The following is a 17,728-nucleotide window of genomic DNA, read 5'->3' as shown; positions in this document are numbered from 1 at the left end:
GGAGGGGGACGTCCTCTGAAAAGGCACGCCTCGCGGCGCCGCTGCTCGAAAACGGTCATCGGCCCCGCGCTACTGCGGTTGGGCGGGCCGGCATTTTCAGAAGGAGAGTTCAGCATGGCGCAAGGAACCGTGAAGTGGTTCAACGCAGACAAGGGCTTCGGCTTCATCACCGTCGACGGCGGGGGTGCTGACGTGTTCGTCCACTTCTCGGCCATCCAGACGAGCGGTTACCGCACTCTGGAGGAGAACCAGCGGGTCGAGTTCGAGATCGCCCAGGGCCAGAAGGGCCCGCAGGCGGAGCAGGTTCGCCCGCTCTGAGACCAATACGTCGGTCGCGAGACCGGCACCACGCTGATCGCCTGGCGGAGATCGGCCTGAGCGAGTGGCCCCGCACCCTCATTCGAGGATGCGGGGCTTCTTTCTGCCCCTAAGCGGTGCGTCCGGCCTCGCGGCGACGCATCCCGACGACCACCAGCGCCAGGCCGATGACCGCCGTGACGCCGCCGACGGCAGCCCACACCGGCTGATCACTCATCAGGTGATCGGGGATGAAGTCAAGGCCCTGAAGCGTCCAGACCGCGCCGAGGACGATCGCCAGCAGGCCGAGCGACATCGTGAGCCAGCCGCGCAATCGTGGCGCCTCGGTTTCATTGTTCACCATTTGTCGTGCACCTGAGGGCGAATCAACTCATCGTAGACTGCCGCGATCATTTCTCGGGTTTCCGGCGTAAGCGGAGAGAGTTCCGCGGAAGCCGCGTTCGCGCGAGCCTGTTCCGGGTTGCGGGCGCCCGGGATCACCACGGTGACGGCCGGCTGATCGATGATCCAGCGGATCGCGAATTGCGCCATCGTCGCCCCGGACGGAACGAGCGGGCGCAGCCGGCGGACCGCTTCCAGGCCGACCTGGAAGTCGACGCCGGAGAAGGTCTCGCCGACGTCGAACGATGCGCCGTGCCGGTTGTAGTTCCGGTGGTCGTCGGCGGCGAACGTGGTGTTCTCGTCATAACGGCCGGACAGCATCCCGCTGGCCAGCGGGACGCGGGCGATGATGCCGACACCGGCCTCGGCGGCGGCCGGCAGCACCCGCTCCAGCGGCTTGAGCCGGAACGCGTTGAGGATGATCTGGACACTCGCGACGCCGGGCCGGGCGATCGCGGCGAGCGCCTCCTCGACCTTCTCGACGCTCACGCCGTACGCCGCGATCCGCTTCTCCTGGACCAGCGTGTCGAGGGCGTCGAACACCTCGTCGCTGCCGAAGACCGGAGTGGGCGGGCAGTGCAGCTGGACCAGGTCGAGGGTGTCGACGCCGAGGTTGGCGCGGGACCGGTCGGTCCAGGCGCGGAAGTTGTCCAGGGTGTAGTTCCCGGGCTCCTGGGGGAGGCGGCGGCCCATCTTGGTGGCGACGGTGAGGCCGGGCCGGTCCTTCACGAAGGAGCCGACGATCTGCTCGCTGCGGCCGTCGCCGTAGACGTCGGCGGTGTCGATGAAGGTGACGCCCGCGTCGACCGCGGCCTGCAGGGTGGCGTGCGCGTCGGCCTCGGTGACCTGACCCCAGTCGGCCCCGAGCTGCCAGGCGCCCAGACCGACCACCGAGGCGGTCCGTCCCATCCTCCGAAAATCTCGTTTCTCCACGTCATGACCCTACCGTCAAGCTGATAGCTTCAAACAAGACGTACGTACGGTTTAGAAGGGGAGTTGCGATGTGGGATCCCGCCGTCTACAGCCGCTTCGGGGCCGAGCGGTCCCGTCCGTTCTTCGATCTGGTCCAGCGCGTCGGCGCCGAGCGGCCTCGTGAGGTCGTCGACCTCGGATGCGCCACCGGCGAGCTCACCCTGACCCTCGCCGAGCGCTGGCCCGGCGCCCGGGTGACCGGCCTCGACTCGTCACCGGAGATGGTGGCGAAGGCGGTGGCCGACGTGGCGCTGGGCGACATCGCCGATTGGCGGCCCGGCCCGGAGACCGACGTGGTCGTGACGAACGCGGCCCTGCAGTGGGTCGACGAGCACCGCGAGCTGCTGCCCGAGTGGATCGCCGCGCTGCCGGCCGGGGGCTGGTTCGCCATGCAGGTGCCGGGCAACTTCGACAGTCCGGGTCACCGGGTCGTCCGGGACATGGCGCCGGAACTGAACCGGGAGAACCCGGTCGACGACCCGGACGTCTACGCACGGCAGGCGATCGCCGCGGGGGCGGCGGCTGACGCGTGGGAGACGACGTACCTGCATCTCCTGCCTTTCGAAGAAGAACATCCGGTGGTGCGCTGGATGGAGGGAACCGCATTGCGGCCGATCCGCGCGGCCCTCGGTGACGAGGAATGGAAATCGTTCCGGAAAGAGTTCGCGGATCGGATCGCGACGGTGCATCCGGTCCGGGACGGTCTCGTCGCGTTCCCGTTCCGCCGTATCTTCTTGGTGGCACACAAATAGAGGAGACGTAAGTGAGCGACCTGACCGGATTCATCGCCGGACTTCCGAAGGCGGAGCTGCACGTGCACCACGTCGGCTCGGCCTCGCCCCGGATCGTCGCCGAGCTCGCGGCGCGGCACGAGGGCAGCTCACCGGTGCCGGCCGACCCCTCGCTGCTCGCGGAATACTTCGAGTTCCGGGACTTCGCGCACTTCATCGAGGTTTACCTGAGCGTCGTCGACCTGATCCGGGACGCCGAGGACGTCCGCCTGCTCACCTACGAGATCGGCCGGGAGCTCGGCCGCCAGCAGGTGCGGTACGCGGAACTCACCATCACCCCGTACTCCAGCGTGCGGCGCGGCATCCCGTCCGGCGCGTTCTGCGAGGCGATCGAGGACGCCCGGACCGGGGCGGCCCGTGACTTCGGGGTGAAGCTGAACTGGTGCTTCGACATCCCCGGTGAGGCCGGCCTGGCGTCCGCCGAGGAGACCCTGCGGATCGCGCTGGAGGAGCGCCCCGACGGTCTGATCAGTTTCGGTCTGGGCGGTCCGGAGATCGGGGTGCCGCGGCCGCAGTTCAAGCCGTACTTCGACAAGGCCCGCGCGGCCGGTCTGCGCAGCGTGCCGCACGCCGGCGAGACGACCGGCCCGGAGACGATCTGGGACGCCATCCGCGAGCTGGGAGCCGAGCGGATCGGTCACGGCATCGCTGCCGCTCAGGACGAGCGGCTGATGGCGTACCTCGCCGAGAACCGGATTCCGCTGGAGGTCTGCCCGACCTCGAACCTGCGGACCCGTGCGGTCGGGAGCCTCGACGAGCACCCGATCGCGACGCTGGTCGCCGCGGGCGTGCCGGTCAGCGTCAACTCCGACGACCCGCCGATGTTCGGCACCACGCTGGAGCAGGAGTACGCGACCGCCGCCCGCCTGCTCGGCCTGGACCGCGCCGGCGTCGCCGAACTGGCGCGCGACGCGGTCCGGCACAGCTTCCTGGACACCGCCGGGAAGACCGCGCTGATCGGCGAGATCGACGCGTACACCGAGAACTACGGGTAGAGCGGGTCCTGCCAGCAGGCGACCATGGTGATCGTCCCCATCGTCAGGATCGCCAGCCAGCGCACCAGGCGCCGCGTGGAGAACCGGGCCGGACCCTCGTCCGGCTCGGTCTCCTTCCTGCTCAACACGTCGGGCATGAGAATCTCCCTGCTGTACGTCGCTGTCAGTCGGGAACGGCCGTCCAGCTCTGGTGCCGCTGGCGGGTGTCCTGCTGGAGGACCAGAACCCGGTGCGCGCCGAAGCGCTGGGCCCCGACACCGATCACCAGATCGCCGGTGGTGCTGCGCACCGTGAAGCCGTAGTCGGAGGCCTGGAGCGTCCAGCGGGCGCCCTCGGCCGCGTAGCAGTCGCCCTGCACCAGCGGGGCGCCGGCGACCGGGCGGCCACCCAGGGCCACCGCGCACCGGTTGCTCGCCCGGGAGACGAGCGAGTACGTGCCGCTCTCCGCGGGCACCAGCTGCCACTGCTGCTGGGCGCCGCCGTCCTGGTCGCCGAGGGTCACCGGGGTGCCGTCGGTGTCCCGGGCCGCGTACAGGTCGGCCGCGCCGCCGGTCAGCGAGTTCGTCAGCACGAACCAGGAGTTCTGCACCGGGCGGGCCGCCGGAGCGGTGACCGCGGTGCCCTTGGCGAGGTATCCGAGCTTCTTGTTCTTCACCTCGACCAGGTACTTCGCGTCGGGCTTGAGGCCGATCAGCCGGGCCCGGGTGGCCTTCGTGGTCGCCACCGGCTCGCCACCGACCCAGACCTGGTAGGCGGCGTCGTCGGACCCGGAGCTCCAGGTGAGACGGACCGAGGTGCTGGTCGCCTCGCGGATCTCCAGAACCGCCTGCACGCCGTCGTTCGTGGTGCCCGGGGTCTCGGCCGGGGCGCCCTCGGCGGCGTCGCCGTCACCGGCCGGCGCGACGGTGTGCGCGACCGGCTCCACCTCGGGCAGCGCCGGCGCCTCGACGGCGGAGACGCTCGGTTCCGGTTCGGCGCTCGCCGGCACGCTCGGCGACGGCGACTGCGACGGGGAGGCCGAGGGTGCCTCGGCGGACGGCGAGGCGGCGCTGACCGAGGGGGACGGCGCGACCGACGGGGACGCGGGCGCGGACGGCGTCGCGGAGACGGCCGGAGCCGGGTCCGGCACGACGGCGCCCGGCGCGTCCGGGATGTCGTCGCCGCCGTCGCTGCGCAGCAGGAAGTCGCTGAGCGCCACGTTCCAGTGGGTGTCCAGGTAGCTGCCCGGCTTCGGGTTGGTGCTGAAGTAGTCGTCGTGGCCGCAGTCCAGCCGGATCTCGTGCTTCTTCTCGCAGACCTGGCGGATCGGCTCGCCGGAGCGGTCCTCGCCGCAGAGCAGGTCGAAGTCGTCGGTGCAGCCGCCCATCCCGGTGGAGTTCGGCGAGTCGGTGAGCACCGCGCCGAGGGTATGGGTGAGCTCGTGCGCGGCCATCGCGGAGCTCCAGCAGCCGGAGTCGACCCGGGCGTACGACGGCCCGCCGTTGTTCCGGTTGCCCCGGATCGGCCGGGTGTCGTTCACGTACGACGAGATGCCGCAGTAGACGTTCGTGTCGGAGAACAGCAGGTACTTGCGGTCGGTCCGGTTGTACCCGAGGTCGCGCAGCGCGTCGATGCTGGTGGTGAACGACCGCAGCGAGTCGTCCGGCAGCTGCACCTCGGCGACGTCGACCCGGCACTCGGGCGTGGTCACGTACCGGATGTGGCGGGAGCCGCCGGTCTCCCCGGCGCTGGCGTCGTAGATCGCGTCGACGCCGGCGGCCCAGGTGCGGAACGAGTTGAGGAACTTCGCGTACCGGCTCGGCTTGGCCGACTCGTGCAGATAGAGCAGCTGGACCCGCTTGCCGCTGCGGCCGTCGCCGGAGCAGGCCACATCGTCCGGGCCGAGGATGAAGTCGGCCTGGCCGGGCGCGGCGTCCGGGATCAGCGCCGGGGCGTCCGCGGTCAGCGCGCTGCCGCCCTCGTCACGGGCGATCTCGGCATCGGTCGGCACGGCGCCGGTCTCCCGGCGGACCACCGTCACGTCGCGGGACGACGCCTCGGTCACCGGCGCCACGTCCCGGCGCACCGACAGGCCGGCCGGCGCGGCGTCCGGGCCGTGCGTGCAGGTCTGCTCGAAGAGCTGGTAGTTGCCGGCGCAGAGCGAGTCGCCGGCGGCCAGCTTCAGTCCGCTGTAGACCAGGCCCTGGTCGGGCGCGTCGGTCGGCAGCGCGCTGAGCGAGAACCGGTCGGTGTCGGTGGAGGGGGTCGCGCCGATCACGCTGGGGCCGACCACGCCGCCGACACCGAGCAGGGCGACCCCGAGCGCTACGGGAAGAAGCCGGAAGGCTGCGGAGCGTGTCCGTGGGCGGTGGTCGCCTGCCGCGCGACGCCGCCCTGGGGGCGACCCGCGGAACGCTGGCCGGCGATGCGCGGACACTGCGTCTCCTCGTCGTGCTCTCGTGCGGCGGGAGGGGATGGGATCGGAGGGAACCTTGCCAGTCCCGCTGCCTAAGGGGAACGCTTTTAAGAGGGATCTAAGCCAGCGCGGTGTCGTCCGGGGGACCTGTCCGTCGTAGCCCTTGCTCATTCCCGTCCTCGTTGCCAGCGCCGGCGTACCGGGTCCTTCTCACGCGCCGGCCGGCCCCGTCCGACCAGCCCGAACCTACTGGGGATCTTCGGTGTCGCGTCGGCGTCGGCGAGCAGCATCACGACGCTCGCCCCGCCCATGGCGGCCCGGTCCAGGCTCACCGACCCGCCGGTGTTCTGCGCCACCCGGCGGGCGATGTCCAGGCCGAGACCGGTCGAGCCCTGATTGCTCTGGCCGCGCCGCAGCGCCTGCTCCGGATCGGCGATGCCCGGCCCGGCGTCGTCCACCCGCAGCGCCACCCAGCCGTCGCGGCGGGAGAGCCCGACCTCGAAGGCGGTGCCCTGCGGGGTGTAGCGGAAGACGTTGCCGAGCACCGCGTCCAGTGCGGCGGCCAGCTCGGCGCGGGCCACCGGGACCGGGATCCGCAGGTTCGCGCCGACCACCCGGTACTGCCGGTCCTGGTCGCCGGCGAGCGCGGACCAGAACATCATCCGCTCGCGGACCACCTCGCTGGCGTCGCAGAGGCCGTCCTCCGGTGCCGCGACCTGGGCCGCGACCGCCTGCCGGGTGGTGTTGATCAGGTGGTTGACCTCGTCCTCGAGGGTGCCGATGGCCTGCCGGATGCGCCGGATGCCGCGGCGGCGGTCCACCTCGTCGGCGGTCAGGTCGATGATCTGGGTGTCGTCCGGGTCGAGCGCCTCGGCGTCCAGCCGCAGCGCGGTCAGCGGTGTGCGCAGCCGGTGCGACAGGTCGGCGACCAGCTCCCGCTCGTCGGTGCGCGAGGTGACCAGGCGGTCGGCCATCCGGTTGAACGCGTAGCCGGCCTCGGCCAGCTCCCGGGGGCCGGAGGGCGTTATGCGTACGCCGAGATCGCCGTCACCGACCGCCAGGGCCGCCTCCACCAGGTTGCGGGCCGAGGAGACCGCGCCGCGGGCCAGCCGGTCCACGACGAAGACCGCGCCGCCGACCAGCACCACGGCGAGACCGAGCAGCAGCCACCAGTCGCGGGCGGTGTCCTTGGTCAGCTCGGAGGCCGGGATGAACGCCTCGACCACCGAGTGCTTCTCGCCCACCGTCACCGGCACGAGCCGGACCATCCCGCCGTCGACGCTCTCCACCGTCGGCTCGGGCGCGACGGCGGCCCGGTCGATCAGGGCCGCGCCGGCCCGGCCGCCCGGCGAGGGGGCGATGCCGGGGGTGTGCACCACGGTGCCCGGGCCGGCCATCGCGAGAGCCGCGGCCACACCCTTGTCACCGGCACCCGAGGTGAGGGCGCCGGCCACGGTGGCGGCGCGCCGGGTCGCGTCGGCGAAGGCGGCGTCGCGGTGGTCGTTGCGCAGGTTCCAGCCGAGCGGGACGAGGAAGATCAGTGCGACGACGGCGGTGGTGGCAGCGGTGGTGTAGGCCAGCCGCAGCCTCAGTCCGGCGCCACCAACCGGAATCCGACCCCCCGCACGGTGCGCAGGTAGCGGGGCTTCGCCGCGGATTCGCCCAGTTTCCGGCGAAGCCAGTACAAATGCACGTCGATGGTCTGGTCCTCGCCGACCGATGGCTGTCGCCATACCTCCTCCAGCAGCTCACGACGGGACACCACACGGCCCGGGCGGGCGGCGAGGTACGCCAGCAGATCGAATTCCTTGCGGGTCAGCGCGAGCGGCTGATCCCCGAGGGTGGCGCTGCGCTCGCCGACGTCCACCCGCAGCTCGCCCACCTCGTGGACGGCCGGCTGTGCGGCGCGGCTGGCCCGGCCCACCCGCCGCAGCACGGTGGCGATCCGGGCGTCGAGGTGAGCGCCGGTGAACGGCTTGACCATGTAGTCGTCGGCGCCCGCGCGCAGCAGCCGGACGACCGTCTGCTCGTCGTCGCGCGCGGTCGCGATGATGATCGGCACGTCGGTGATCCCGCGCAGCATCCGCAGGGCGTCCGATCCGTCCAGATCGGGCAGTCCGAGATCGAGCACGACCAGGTCCGGCGTCTCCGCGGCGACCCGCCGCAGCGCCTCCAGAGCCGTGCCGACGGCGTGCACGGCATGCCCCCGGTCGGCGAGCGATCGGAGCATGGCGCCGCGCACGACATGATCGTCTTCGACGAGCAACACCGTGGCCATGCGAAGACCGTAGCGTCCCTGGCAAGGAGAACCTAAAGGGTGATCCAGCGAGAGCCTTTGATGACAATCAGTGACGGGATACGATCCGAAGCGCCGATGTCATTCACACTCTTCCCCGGTACGCGTCTCGCGTTGGCCCTCGAGAGCCTGGCCGGCCTCAGCGTCGGCGATGCCCTCGGAGCTCAATACTTAGTGCCCGGAAACAAGCCCGCCGACCTCGCCGACGGGCGGGTCCCGGATTCGCCCTGGGAGTGGACCGACGACACCGAGCAGGCCTGCTGCCTGGTCGCGACGCTCTTCGAGGGCGCGGAGACGGACAAGCACTTCGACAGGGACGCGTTCGCCGAGCGGCTCGGCCGGACGTACGACCCCTATCGGGGTTACGGCCCGGGCGCCGTCGTGATGCTCCGCGAGATCCGGGACGGCCTGCCCTGGCCGATCGCCTCGGCGGCGGCCTTCGACGGCGCCGGCTCCTGCGGCAACGGCGCGGCCATGCGGGCCGCCCCGCTGGGCGCCTGGCATGCGGACTCGCTCGCGCATGCGGCGACCGAGGGCGCGCGTGCGGCCGAGGTCACCCATTCGCACCCGGAGGGGATCGCCGGGGGCGTCGCGGTGACGGTCGCCGCCGCGGTCGCCGCCGCGGGACGCCTGGACGGCCGGCGTCCGGAACCGGCGCTGCTGCTCCGCGCGGTGGCGGCGCACACCCCGGACGGGCTGGTCCGGGCCGACCTGCTGGCGGCGGCCACGATCGGCCGGGCCGACGAGGCGGCCCACCGGCTGGGCAACGGCACGCGGGCGCTCGCCCAGGACACCGTGCCGTTCGCCCTCTGGGTCGCGGCCCGGCACCTCGACGACTACCCGGCCGCGATCAGCGCGTGCGTGGCGGCCGGCGGCGACGTGGACACCACCGCGGCGATCGCCGGGGGAGTGGTGGCGGCCTACACCGGCGCCGACGGCATCCCGGCGGCCTGGCTGTCCGCCCGCGAGCCGCTCCCGGCCTGGCTGGCCGCCGCCGGCGGCGAATAGCAAGCGACAGGAAAATCGCTGGCCGCGCCGGTCGGACCGTGGGAAAACAGGACGGATAGCATCGTGGACGGCCCGGAAGAGCCGGGTCGCCACTGTCTGAATGGAGAACCACCGTGTCTGCACCCCGTAACCCCGCTGTGGCCGACCCACTAGTCGTCCCGGCCGGGACTACGGCGGCCGACGCGGTGGCCGCCGCCGGCCTCCCGGCGAACGGGCCGAGGGCGATCGTCGTGGTGCGTGACGCCGACGGCCGCCTGCGTGACCTGGCCTGGTCGCCGGCCGCCGACGCCGAGGTGACCCCGGTCGCGATCGACGAGCCGGACGGCCTCGACGTGCTGCGGCACTCGGCCGCGCACGTGCTGGCCCAGGCCGTGCAGGACGTCTTCCCGGAGGCGAGGCTCGGCATCGGCCCGCCGATCCGCGACGGCTTCTACTACGACTTCGACGTGGAGAAGCCGTTCCAGCCGGAGGACCTCGGCAAGCTCGAGAAGCGCATGCAGGAGATCGTCAAGGCGGGCCAGACCTTCCGCCGCCGGGAGTACGCGTCGCTCGACGAGGCGAAGGCGGAGCTGGCGAAGGAGCCGTTCAAGCTGGAGCTCGTCGACATCAAGGGCGACGTCGACGAGGAGGCCAAGGCGGTCGGCGCGGGGGAGCTCACCCACTACGACAACCTGAACTCCGACGGCGAGCGGGTCTGGGGTGACCTCTGCCGCGGGCCGCACCTGCCGTCGACCCGGCTCATCCCGGCCTTCAAGCTGATGCGCTCGGCCGCCGCCTACTGGCGCGGCTCCGAGAAGAACCCGCAGCTCCAGCGCATCTACGGCACCGCGTGGCCGTCCCGCGACGCCCTCAAGGCCTACCTGAACCGCCTCGCCGAGGCCGAGCGCCGCGACCACCGCAAGCTCGGCACCGAGCTCGACCTGTTCTCCTTCCCCGACGAGATCGGCTCCGGTCTCGTGGTCTTCCACCCCAAGGGTGGCGTGATCAAGCGGGAGATGGAGGACTACGTCCGGGCCCGGCACATCGAGGAGGGCTTCCAGTACGTCGGAACCCCGCACATCAGCAAGGAGGGCCTGTTCCACACCTCGGGACACCTGCCCTACTACGCGGACACCATGTTCCCGCCGAGCGAGCTCGAGGGCGCGAAGTACTACCTCAAGGCGATGAACTGCCCGATGCACAACCTGATCTTCAGGTCGCGTGGGCGGTCCTACCGTGAGCTGCCGCTGCGCCTGTTCGAGTTCGGATCGGTCTACCGGTACGAGAAGTCCGGCGTGGTGCACGGCCTCACCCGGGTGCGCGGCCTGACCCAGGACGACTCCCACTCGTACGTCACCGCCGAGCAGGCGCCGGGCGAGATCAAGCACCTGCTGAACTTCGTCCGCTCGCTGCTCGACGACTTCGGCATGGACGACTACTACCTGGAGCTGTCGACCCGGGACCCGAAGAGCGACAAGTTCATCGGCTCGGACGAGCAGTGGGAGAAGGCCACCGCGGTCCTCGAGGACGTGGCGAAGGAGTCCGGCCTCGAGCTGGTGCTCGACCCGGGTGGCGCGGCGTTCTACGGCCCGAAGATCAGTGTGCAGGCGAAGGACGCGATCGGCCGCACCTGGCAGATGTCGACCATTCAGTACGACTTCAACCAGCCGGCCCGGTTCGGCCTGGAGTTCCAGGCGGCGGACGGCTCCCGCCAGGAGCCGGTGATGATCCACTCGGCGAAGTTCGGCTCGATCGAGCGGTTCTTCGGCGTGCTGGTCGAGCACTACGCCGGCGCGTTCCCGGCCTGGCTCGCGCCGGTGCAGGTGGTGGGCATCCCGATCCGCGACGACCACGCCGACTACCTGGCCGAGTTCGTGGCGAAGCTGAAGAAGGAGGGCATCCGGGCCGAGGTCGACTACTCGACCGACCGGATGCAGAAGAAGATCCGGACCGCTCAGCAGCAGAAGATCCCGTTCATGGCGATCGCCGGCGACGACGACGTGAGCGGCGGCACCGTGTCGTTCCGCTACCGCGACGGGTCGCAGCGCAACGGTGTCTCGATCGACGAGGCCGTGGCGCACGTCGTCGAGATCGTCCGGTCGCGGACCAACGCGGGACCGTCCGCTCTCTGATTCGCGCTCATTTCCCGCTCACGCCGTCCGAAAAGTAGTGCGGAGGGCGTGAGCGGGGGAGCAGATGCGGTTCCGGACACCACCGATGGCCTGGGCCGGTTACTGCCTCGCCGCGATCTGGTTCGTCCTGCACCTGCTGGACGTGGGCGGCTGGCGTTTCCAGGTCATCTCCTACAAGCTCTTCTCGCCGGTGCTCTCGGTGATCGTCGCGTGCCTGGCCTGGCGTGCCTGGTCGGCGGCCCGTGAGGCCGGGATGACAGCGGCCCGGCGGCATCTGCTGCTGACGTCGAGCGCGTGGACCTTCATGACCGCGTCGTCGGCGACCGCGTTCTACGAGCTCGTCTCGCACGGCGATACCTCGTACCCCTCGCCCTTTCCCTTGATGCAGGTCTTCGATCTGGCGACGCTGGTGCTGATCCTGAGCGGCCTGCTCGTCGTCCCGGTGCGGAACCGATGGTCGGCGAGCCGGCTGCGTCTCGGCCTGGACATGGCGATCGTGCTGCTGGCGGGGGCGCTCTACCTCTGGTACCTCCAGGTGTACCCGGCGATCAGCAGGCCGGGCGCCGAGGTGACGGTGCCGATCGCGAGCTTCGTGAAGACGGCCGGGCTGCTGGTGGTGCTCTACGCGATCGCCCGGATCGTGATGGGCGGGGTGGCCGAGCTGAGCCGGCGGGCCATGATGTTCGCGATCGCCGCGACGGTCGTGCAATCGCTGCTCAACGTGATGCAGCAGACCCTCGCCGGTACGCCGCACGCCCACTTCGCGCTCGCCACCCGGCAGGTCTTCATCGCGCTGCTGGTGTCCATGGGCGTGGCGCATCTGCGGTGGATCGCGTCTCCCCGGCCGTCGCGTTCGTTCCAGGGGCGCCGCCCGGCCAGCCTGATGCCCTATCTGTCCATCGCGGCGGCGGACGTCCTGCTCATCGTGGCGCTCGCGGGGGGCCTGGACGGCCGCTCCTGGCCGGTGATCGGCGGGACGATCACGCTGACCGCCCTGGTGGTGGTCCGGCAGATCGTCGGGATGCGGGACAACACCCGGCTGGTTCTCCGGGTGGACGCCGCGCTGCGCGCCGAGCAGCTGTTGAGCGATCTCGGGGTGGCGCTGTTGCGGACCACGGCGGCCGCCGAGGTGCACCGGCTCGCCGCGGACGGCGCCGCGGCACTGCTGGGCGGCGTCGGCGGCGCGCGGACCGCCGTCGTCACGATCTCCCCGGACGACTGGGCGGTGGCGGCGGCCTCCGGTGTCTCCGCGGACGACCTGCACGACGTCCGGGTGGCGAGCGACGCCGTCCCCGCCGAGCTGCTGACCCGGCTCGCGGCCGGCGAGACGATCACCGTGCCGGGCTGGCCGGTCCTCGGCGTCGACGGGCTCGACGGGTTCGACGACCGGCCTCTCATGATCCTGCCGCTGCTCAGCGGGGAGCGCTTCTTCGGCGTGCTCACCGTCGGCACCGACCAGGACCTGCCCGAGGACGTGCTGAAGTCGCTGCAGACGCTGCGGACGCAGGTGTCGCTCGCGCTGGACGGCGTCGCGCTCACCGCCGAGCTCACCCGGCGGGCCATGCACGACATGCTGACCGGTCTCGGCAACCGGGCCCTGCTGCGGGACCGGCTGGTCGGGGCCCTGGCCCGTTCACGCCGGACCGGGCGGCCGGTCGGGGTGCTGCTGCTCGACCTCAACGGCTTCAAACCGGTGAACGACACCTACGGCCACGACGCCGGCGACATGCTGCTCAAGGTGGTGGCCGAACGGCTGCGCACCTGCGTGCGGACCGAGGACACGGTGGCCCGGCTCGGCGGCGACGAGTTCGTGATCGTCACCGAGGACCTGCGGGATCCGGCGGACGCGGAGTGCATCGCCGAGCGGGTGGTGGCCGCGCTCGACGAGCCGGTCATGGTGGACGGGCACGAGCTGAGGACCCCGGCCAGCATCGGGATCGCCCTGTCCCGGGCCGGTCACGGGCCGGACGACGTGCTCCGGGAGGCGGACGCCGCCATGTACGTGGCGAAGCGCCGCGGTAGCGGTCTCTACCACTGCGCATAGTATTTCGACCGTGGACGACGGCCTCGAGCGGCTCTGGGCGCCGCACCGGATGGAGTACATCGCCGGTCAGAACCAGCCCCAGGGCTGCCCGTTCTGCCTCGCGCCCGGGCTGCCGGAGCCGGAGACGCTGGTGGTGGCCCGCGGTGAGCTGGTCTACGCCCTGCTCAACCTCTATCCGTACAACCCGGGGCACCTGCTGGTCTGCCCCTATCGGCACGTCGCCGACTACACCGACCTCACCGACGCGGAGACGGTCGAGGTGGCGGCGTTCACCCGGACCGCGATGCGGGTGATCCGGTCGGTGAGCAGCCCGCACGGCTTCAACATCGGGATGAACCAGGGCTCGATCGCCGGGGCCGGGATCGCCGCGCACCTGCACCAGCACGTGGTGCCGCGGTGGGGCGGCGACGCGAACTTCATGCCGGTGATCGGCCAGACCAAGATCCTCCCGCAGCTCCTCTCAGACACCCGGGAGTTGATCCTGAAGGCCTGGCCGGCCGCCTAGCGCCCGGATCCCGGCCACCACGTCCTCGGCCGACGGCGCCGTCGCGGGATCCGTCAGCCACTGGGTCAGCACGCCGGACATCATCGCCATCTGGGCCGAGCCGACGGTACGGATCGTCACCTCGTCGAGCTCGTCCTCCGGGATGCCGGTGACCAGGGCGGCCATGCCCTTGCGCCCCTCGTGCATGCCGGCCGCGAGCTGAGCGCGCAGTTCCGGGTTGTGCTCGCTCTGGATCATCACCTCGACGCTGGCCAGCCAGAGCGACCGGTGTGACCGGATCGAGCCGATCACCCGCTGCCAGAACCGCAGCATCGGATCGGCGGGGTCGTCGTCGCGCTCCTCGGCGAGCGCCTGGCCCATGGCCTCGCCCCAGTCCTCGATGGCGCTCAGCATGGCGGCCGTGAGCAGGGACTTCGTCGAGCCGTAGTGGTAGCCGATCGAGGCGAGGTTGGTGCCTGAGGCGGCCACGATGTCGCGCGCGGTGGTGTGTGCGTACCCCTTCTCGAAGATGGCGCGCTTCGCGCCCTGCAGCAGATCTTCCCGGTGGCCCATGGTCGCTGATCCTAACTTCTATACAAACGTATAAGACGTTTGTATAGTTCAGGCATGACGAATCGCAAGGTGTTGATTTCGGGTTCGGGTGTCGCGGGTCCGGCGCTGGCGTTCTGGCTGGTCCGGGCGGGGTGGGACGTCACGGTCGTGGAGCGGGCGCCGGCGCTGCGGGCCGGTGGCTACAAGGTGGACGTGCGCGGCGCGGCCACGACCGTGCTGCACAGGATGGGCCTGCACGCCGCAGCCAAGGAGCTGGACACCGGGATGCGGCAGGTCACCTATGTCGACAAGGCCGGCAAGAGGATCGCGGCACTGCCGGCCGACCTGCTGATGGGCCGGCGGGGTGACGACCTGGAGATCATGCGCGGCGAACTGGGGCGGCTGCTCCATGACGCGGCCGGGGTGGACGTGCGGTTCGGTGACTCCATTTCCGAGATATCCGATGAAACGGTCACCTTCGCGAGTGGCCGGGTAGAGGACTTCGACGTCATCGTCGCCGCGGACGGATTGAACTCGTCGACCCGGCGGCTGGTCATGCCCGAGGCGAGGATCGACCATCTGGGCGCATACATCTCCATCTTCGACGTCCCCAACGACCTGGGCATCGACCGTGACGAGATCATGTACACCGAGCCCGGCCGGCTGATCTTCACTTATGCGATGGGCCCCGATCAGCCCGCGAAGGTCGGCATGACGTTCGCGTCCGGTCCGCTCGACTACGACCGAAGGGACACGGAGGCGCAGAAGGACCTGCTCCGGGCCGCCTTCGCCGGTCGCGGATGGCGCAGTGACGCGTTCCTGGCCGCGCTCGGCGACGCGCCCGACTTCTACTTCGACTCGCTGAGCCAGGTGCACGCGCCGAGGTACTCGGCCGGCCGGGTCGTGCTGCTCGGCGACGCGGGGTACTGCCCGTCACCGGCCGCCGGCCAGGGGACCAGCCTCGCCCTGGTCGGCGCCTATGTGCTCGCCGACCAGCTGACGAACGGTGGTGGAGTGGAGGGCTACGAGCGGGTGCTCCGGCCGTACGTCGAAAAGAACTTGATCTTCGGCCGCAAGATGGCGAAGGACATGGTGCCGGGGAGCCGCCTCGCGATCGGCTTCCGTAATTACGGCATGCGCACCCTGAGGTTCCACCCGCGCAAGGAGCAGGTGATCGACAAGGTGCTCGCGCCGATGCACGAGGCGGCCAACGCCATCACTATCTGACGTGTTCCTTGCGGGCCGCGTCGGCCAGGTGCGCCGGCATCGGCTCGTGCCGGACGTAATGCCTGGTGAACGTGCCCGTCCCGGAGGTCAGCGCGCGCAGCTCCACGGCGTACCGCACGAGCTCGGTCGCCGGCACCTCGGCGCGGACCAGGCTCGCGTCCCCGTCGGACTCGCTGCCCATCGGCCGGCCACGCCTGCCGGACAGATCGCTCATCACCGAGCCGACATAGGTGTCCGGCACCTTCACGACGATCTCGTCGACCGGCTCCAGCAGGGTGATCTGGCCGCTCTCGGCGGCCGCGCGCAGGGCGAGCGCGCCGGCCGTCTGGAAGGCCGCGTCGGACGAGTCGACGCTGTGCGCCTTCCCGTCGTAGAGGGTCACCCGCAGGTCCACCACCGGATAGCCGGCGACCAGGCCCTTCTCCAGCTGGGCGCGGACGCCCTTCTCCACCGAGGGGATGTAGTTGTGCGGGACCGCGCCACCGACCACCTTGTCCACGAACTGGAAACCCTCACCGCGGGGGAGCGGCTCCACCTTGATGTCACAGACCGCGTACTGACCGTGGCCGCCGGACTGCTTGACGTGCCGGCCGTGCCCCTGCGAACCGGCGCCGAAGGTCTCCCGCAGCGCCACCTTCACCGGCTCGGTGTCCAGCTCGACGCCGCCCGCGCGGAGCCGATCGAGGACGACGTCGGCGTGCGACTCGCCCATCGTCCAGAGCACCAGCTGGTGGGTCTCCGGGTTGCGCTCCAGGCGCAGCGTCGGGTCGCCGGCGACGAGCCGGGCGAGGTTCTTGGCGAGAGCGTCCTCGTCGGAGCGGGTCTTCGCCACCACGGCGATCGGCAGCAGCGGCTCCGGCATCGACCACGGCTCCATGAGCAGCGGATCGTCCTTGATGGAGAGCGTGTCGCCGGTCTCCGCGCTGCCCGACTTGGTGATCGCGCAGATGTCGCCGGCGATGCAGCCGCCCACCTCGCGCAGCTGGGCGCCGAGCGGGGAGTAGACGTGCGCCACCCGCTCGTCGGCGTCGTGGTCGGGGTGGCCGCGCTCGGCCATGCCGTGCCCGGAGACGTGCAGCGTCTGGTCCGGTCGCAGGGTGCCGGAGAAGACCCGGACCAGCGAGACCCGGCCGACGTGCCGGTCGATCGTGGTCCGCACCACCTCGGCCACCAGCGGGCCGTCCGGGTCGCAGGTCAGCGGCGGGCGGGGGGAGCCGTCCACACCGGTCACCACCGGAAGCTCGTGCTCCAGCGGCGAGGGAGCGCCACCGACCAGGCCGTCGAGCAGCGCGTCCAGGCCGACGCCGGTGCCGGCGCAGACCGGGATCACCGGGTAGAAGTTGCCGCGTGCGACGGCCTTCTCCAGGTCGGGGACGAGCGCCTCGGTGCTGATCAGCTCACCGGCGACGTACCGATCCATCAGGGTCTCGTCCTCGCTCTCCGCGATGATCCCCTCGATGAGCTGGTTACGGTCGTCGGCGATCGGGTTCATGTGCGCCGGCTCGACCTGACCGGTCCGGGGCGGGTAGCCCTGCGAGTAGTCCAGCACCCGGAGCGTGACCAGCCCGAGCAGGCCGACCACCGACTGGCCGTCGTCGCCGAGCATCGGCTGGTAGATCGGCATCACGTTGTCGCCGAACGCGTCCTGGCAGTCCTGCAGGGCCTGCTCGTAGTCGGCCCGCGGGTGATCCAGCCGGGTGATCGCCACCGCGCGGGGCATGCCCACCGCGGCGCACTCCTCCCAGAGGGCCACCGTGGAGTCGTCGACACCGTCGACCGCCGAGACGACGAAGAGCGCCGCGTCCGCAGCGCGCAGGCCGGCCCGCAGCTCACCGACGAAGTCGGCGTACCCGGGCGCGTCCAAGAGGTTGATCTTCACCCCGTCGTGAAGCAGTGGCGCGCACGCCAGCGCCACCGAGCGTTGCTGCCGTACCGCGGCCGGATCGTGATCTGTCACCGTGGTGCCGTCCGCCACCGAGCCGGCCCGGGGGATCGTGCCGGTCGCCGCGAGCAGCGCCTCGACCAGCGTGGTCTTCCCCGAACCGGAGTGGCCCACCAGCACCACGTTGCGAACTCTGCCGGGTTCTGTCACCACCGGCGCGGCGGCGCCGGCGAGTCCCTTCTCCGAAGTCTTCTGCGCCATGCCGAGCGCTC

16 protein-coding genes are annotated in these 17,728 nt (G+C 71.1%); 8 read left to right on the top strand and 8 right to left on the bottom strand.

The genetic code is table 11. The features are described from left to right. The first annotated feature begins 114 nt into the window (after nucleotides 1-114). Nucleotides 115-318 (top strand): cold-shock protein, encoded by a 204-nt coding sequence (locus EP757_RS01665; RefSeq protein WP_011905669.1) that lies wholly within the window; start codon nucleotides 115-117, stop codon nucleotides 316-318. Nucleotides 319-427: 109 nt separating this feature from the next. Here the strand turns inward: EP757_RS01665 and EP757_RS01660 are convergent, their stop codons facing one another. Further along, entirely contained in the window at nucleotides 428-661 is a 234-nt protein-coding gene (locus tag EP757_RS01660) for a hypothetical protein (RefSeq protein WP_127542442.1), read from the bottom strand. Further along, nucleotides 655-1,632 carry an aldo/keto reductase gene (locus tag EP757_RS01655; protein WP_127542441.1) on the bottom strand — a complete coding sequence of 326 codons (978 nt, stop codon included), beginning with the start codon at nucleotides 1,630-1,632 and terminating at the stop codon, nucleotides 655-657. The genes EP757_RS01660 and EP757_RS01655 overlap by 7 nt, the downstream gene beginning before the upstream one ends. A gap of 68 nt (nucleotides 1,633-1,700) precedes the next feature. Between EP757_RS01655 and EP757_RS01650 the strand changes: the two genes are divergently transcribed. Together EP757_RS01650 and EP757_RS01645 are read left to right on the top strand one after the other, a co-directional pair. Beyond that, nucleotides 1,701-2,423: a methyltransferase domain-containing protein gene (locus EP757_RS01650; protein WP_127542440.1), complete on the top strand. Its 723-nt coding sequence runs from the start codon at nucleotides 1,701-1,703 to the stop codon at nucleotides 2,421-2,423. Between the two features lie 11 nt (nucleotides 2,424-2,434). Beyond that, nucleotides 2,435-3,457 (top strand): adenosine deaminase, encoded by a 1,023-nt coding sequence (locus tag EP757_RS01645; protein WP_127542439.1) that lies wholly within the window; start codon nucleotides 2,435-2,437, stop codon nucleotides 3,455-3,457. Here EP757_RS01645 and EP757_RS43190 read toward each other — a convergent pair. The 4 genes from EP757_RS43190 to EP757_RS01630 form a co-directional block, all read right to left on the bottom strand. Further along, nucleotides 3,448-3,594 (bottom strand): hypothetical protein, encoded by a 147-nt coding sequence (locus tag EP757_RS43190; RefSeq protein ID WP_174262323.1) that lies wholly within the window; start codon nucleotides 3,592-3,594, stop codon nucleotides 3,448-3,450. The genes EP757_RS01645 and EP757_RS43190 overlap by 10 nt on opposite strands. Before the next feature lie 26 nt (nucleotides 3,595-3,620). Further along, nucleotides 3,621-5,729, bottom strand: a complete 2,109-nt coding sequence (locus EP757_RS01640; protein ID WP_232050310.1) for an RICIN domain-containing protein — start codon at nucleotides 5,727-5,729, stop codon at nucleotides 3,621-3,623. Nucleotides 5,730-6,019: 290 nt separating this feature from the next. Continuing rightward, on the bottom strand, nucleotides 6,020-7,306 hold the full coding sequence (locus EP757_RS01635) for a HAMP domain-containing sensor histidine kinase (protein ID WP_232050309.1): 1,287 nt from the start codon (nucleotides 7,304-7,306) through the stop codon (nucleotides 6,020-6,022). Nucleotides 7,307-7,440: 134 nt separating this feature from the next. Then, nucleotides 7,441-8,130: a response regulator transcription factor gene (locus EP757_RS01630; protein ID WP_043525920.1), complete on the bottom strand. Its 690-nt coding sequence runs from the start codon at nucleotides 8,128-8,130 to the stop codon at nucleotides 7,441-7,443. A gap of 96 nt (nucleotides 8,131-8,226) precedes the next feature. On the opposite strand from EP757_RS01630, the gene EP757_RS01625 reads away from it, so the two are divergent. From EP757_RS01625 to EP757_RS01610, 4 genes are all read left to right on the top strand, one after another. Then, complete coding sequence (locus EP757_RS01625; RefSeq protein WP_127542437.1) at nucleotides 8,227-9,156, top strand: ADP-ribosylglycohydrolase family protein; 930 nt, start codon at nucleotides 8,227-8,229, stop codon at nucleotides 9,154-9,156. 113 nt (nucleotides 9,157-9,269) lie between these two features. Further along, nucleotides 9,270-11,267, top strand: a complete 1,998-nt coding sequence (gene thrS / locus EP757_RS01620) for a threonine--tRNA ligase (protein ID WP_174262322.1) — start codon at nucleotides 9,270-9,272, stop codon at nucleotides 11,265-11,267. Nucleotides 11,268-11,331: 64 nt separating this feature from the next. Further along, the gene (locus tag EP757_RS01615; protein WP_127542436.1) at nucleotides 11,332-13,311 is read left to right on the top strand and encodes a sensor domain-containing diguanylate cyclase; all 1,980 of its coding nucleotides are present in this window, start codon (nucleotides 11,332-11,334) and stop codon (nucleotides 13,309-13,311) included. Between the two features lie 10 nt (nucleotides 13,312-13,321). Further along, on the top strand, nucleotides 13,322-13,816 hold the full coding sequence (locus EP757_RS01610; protein WP_127542435.1) for an HIT domain-containing protein: 495 nt from the start codon (nucleotides 13,322-13,324) through the stop codon (nucleotides 13,814-13,816). Here the strand turns inward: EP757_RS01610 and EP757_RS01605 are convergent. Beyond that, entirely contained in the window at nucleotides 13,772-14,368 is a 597-nt protein-coding gene (locus tag EP757_RS01605; RefSeq protein ID WP_127542434.1) for a TetR/AcrR family transcriptional regulator, read from the bottom strand. The genes EP757_RS01610 and EP757_RS01605 overlap by 45 nt on opposite strands. A gap of 54 nt (nucleotides 14,369-14,422) precedes the next feature. Here EP757_RS01605 and EP757_RS01600 point away from each other — a divergent pair, with 54 nt between their 5' ends. Next, nucleotides 14,423-15,574: an FAD-dependent monooxygenase gene (locus EP757_RS01600; protein ID WP_127542433.1), complete on the top strand. Its 1,152-nt coding sequence runs from the start codon at nucleotides 14,423-14,425 to the stop codon at nucleotides 15,572-15,574. Here the strand turns inward: EP757_RS01600 and EP757_RS01595 are convergent. Next, complete coding sequence (locus EP757_RS01595; RefSeq protein ID WP_127542432.1) at nucleotides 15,567-17,717, bottom strand: elongation factor G-like protein EF-G2; 2,151 nt, start codon at nucleotides 17,715-17,717, stop codon at nucleotides 15,567-15,569. The genes EP757_RS01600 and EP757_RS01595 overlap by 8 nt on opposite strands. Between the last annotated feature and the right edge of the window lie 11 nt (nucleotides 17,718-17,728).

The organism is Actinoplanes sp. OR16, assembly GCF_004001265.1.
GTDB lineage: Bacteria > Actinomycetota > Actinomycetes > Mycobacteriales > Micromonosporaceae > Actinoplanes.
This window is presented reverse-complemented; position numbering and strand designations above follow the sequence as displayed.

What these genes read in the sequence shown, in the direction of transcription:
- EP757_RS01665 (WP_011905669.1), top strand. Translation starts at nt 115, where the DNA reads ATGGCGCAAGGAACCGTGAAGTGGTTCAACGCAGACAAGGGCTTCGGC.
- EP757_RS01660 (WP_127542442.1), bottom strand. Translation starts at nt 661, where the DNA reads ATGGTGAACAATGAAACCGAGGCGCCACGATTGCGCGGCTGGCTCACG.
- EP757_RS01650 (WP_127542440.1), top strand. Translation starts at nt 1,701, where the DNA reads ATGTGGGATCCCGCCGTCTACAGCCGCTTCGGGGCCGAGCGGTCCCGT.
- EP757_RS43190 (WP_174262323.1), bottom strand. Translation starts at nt 3,594, where the DNA reads ATGCCCGACGTGTTGAGCAGGAAGGAGACCGAGCCGGACGAGGGTCCG.
- EP757_RS01630 (WP_043525920.1), bottom strand. Translation starts at nt 8,130, where the DNA reads ATGGCCACGGTGTTGCTCGTCGAAGACGATCATGTCGTGCGCGGCGCC.
- EP757_RS01625 (WP_127542437.1), top strand. Translation starts at nt 8,227, where the DNA reads ATGTCATTCACACTCTTCCCCGGTACGCGTCTCGCGTTGGCCCTCGAG.
- EP757_RS01615 (WP_127542436.1), top strand. Translation starts at nt 11,332, where the DNA reads ATGCGGTTCCGGACACCACCGATGGCCTGGGCCGGTTACTGCCTCGCC.
- EP757_RS01605 (WP_127542434.1), bottom strand. Translation starts at nt 14,368, where the DNA reads ATGGGCCACCGGGAAGATCTGCTGCAGGGCGCGAAGCGCGCCATCTTC.
- EP757_RS01600 (WP_127542433.1), top strand. Translation starts at nt 14,423, where the DNA reads ATGACGAATCGCAAGGTGTTGATTTCGGGTTCGGGTGTCGCGGGTCCG.
- EP757_RS01595 (WP_127542432.1), bottom strand. Translation starts at nt 17,717, where the DNA reads ATGGCGCAGAAGACTTCGGAGAAGGGACTCGCCGGCGCCGCCGCGCCG.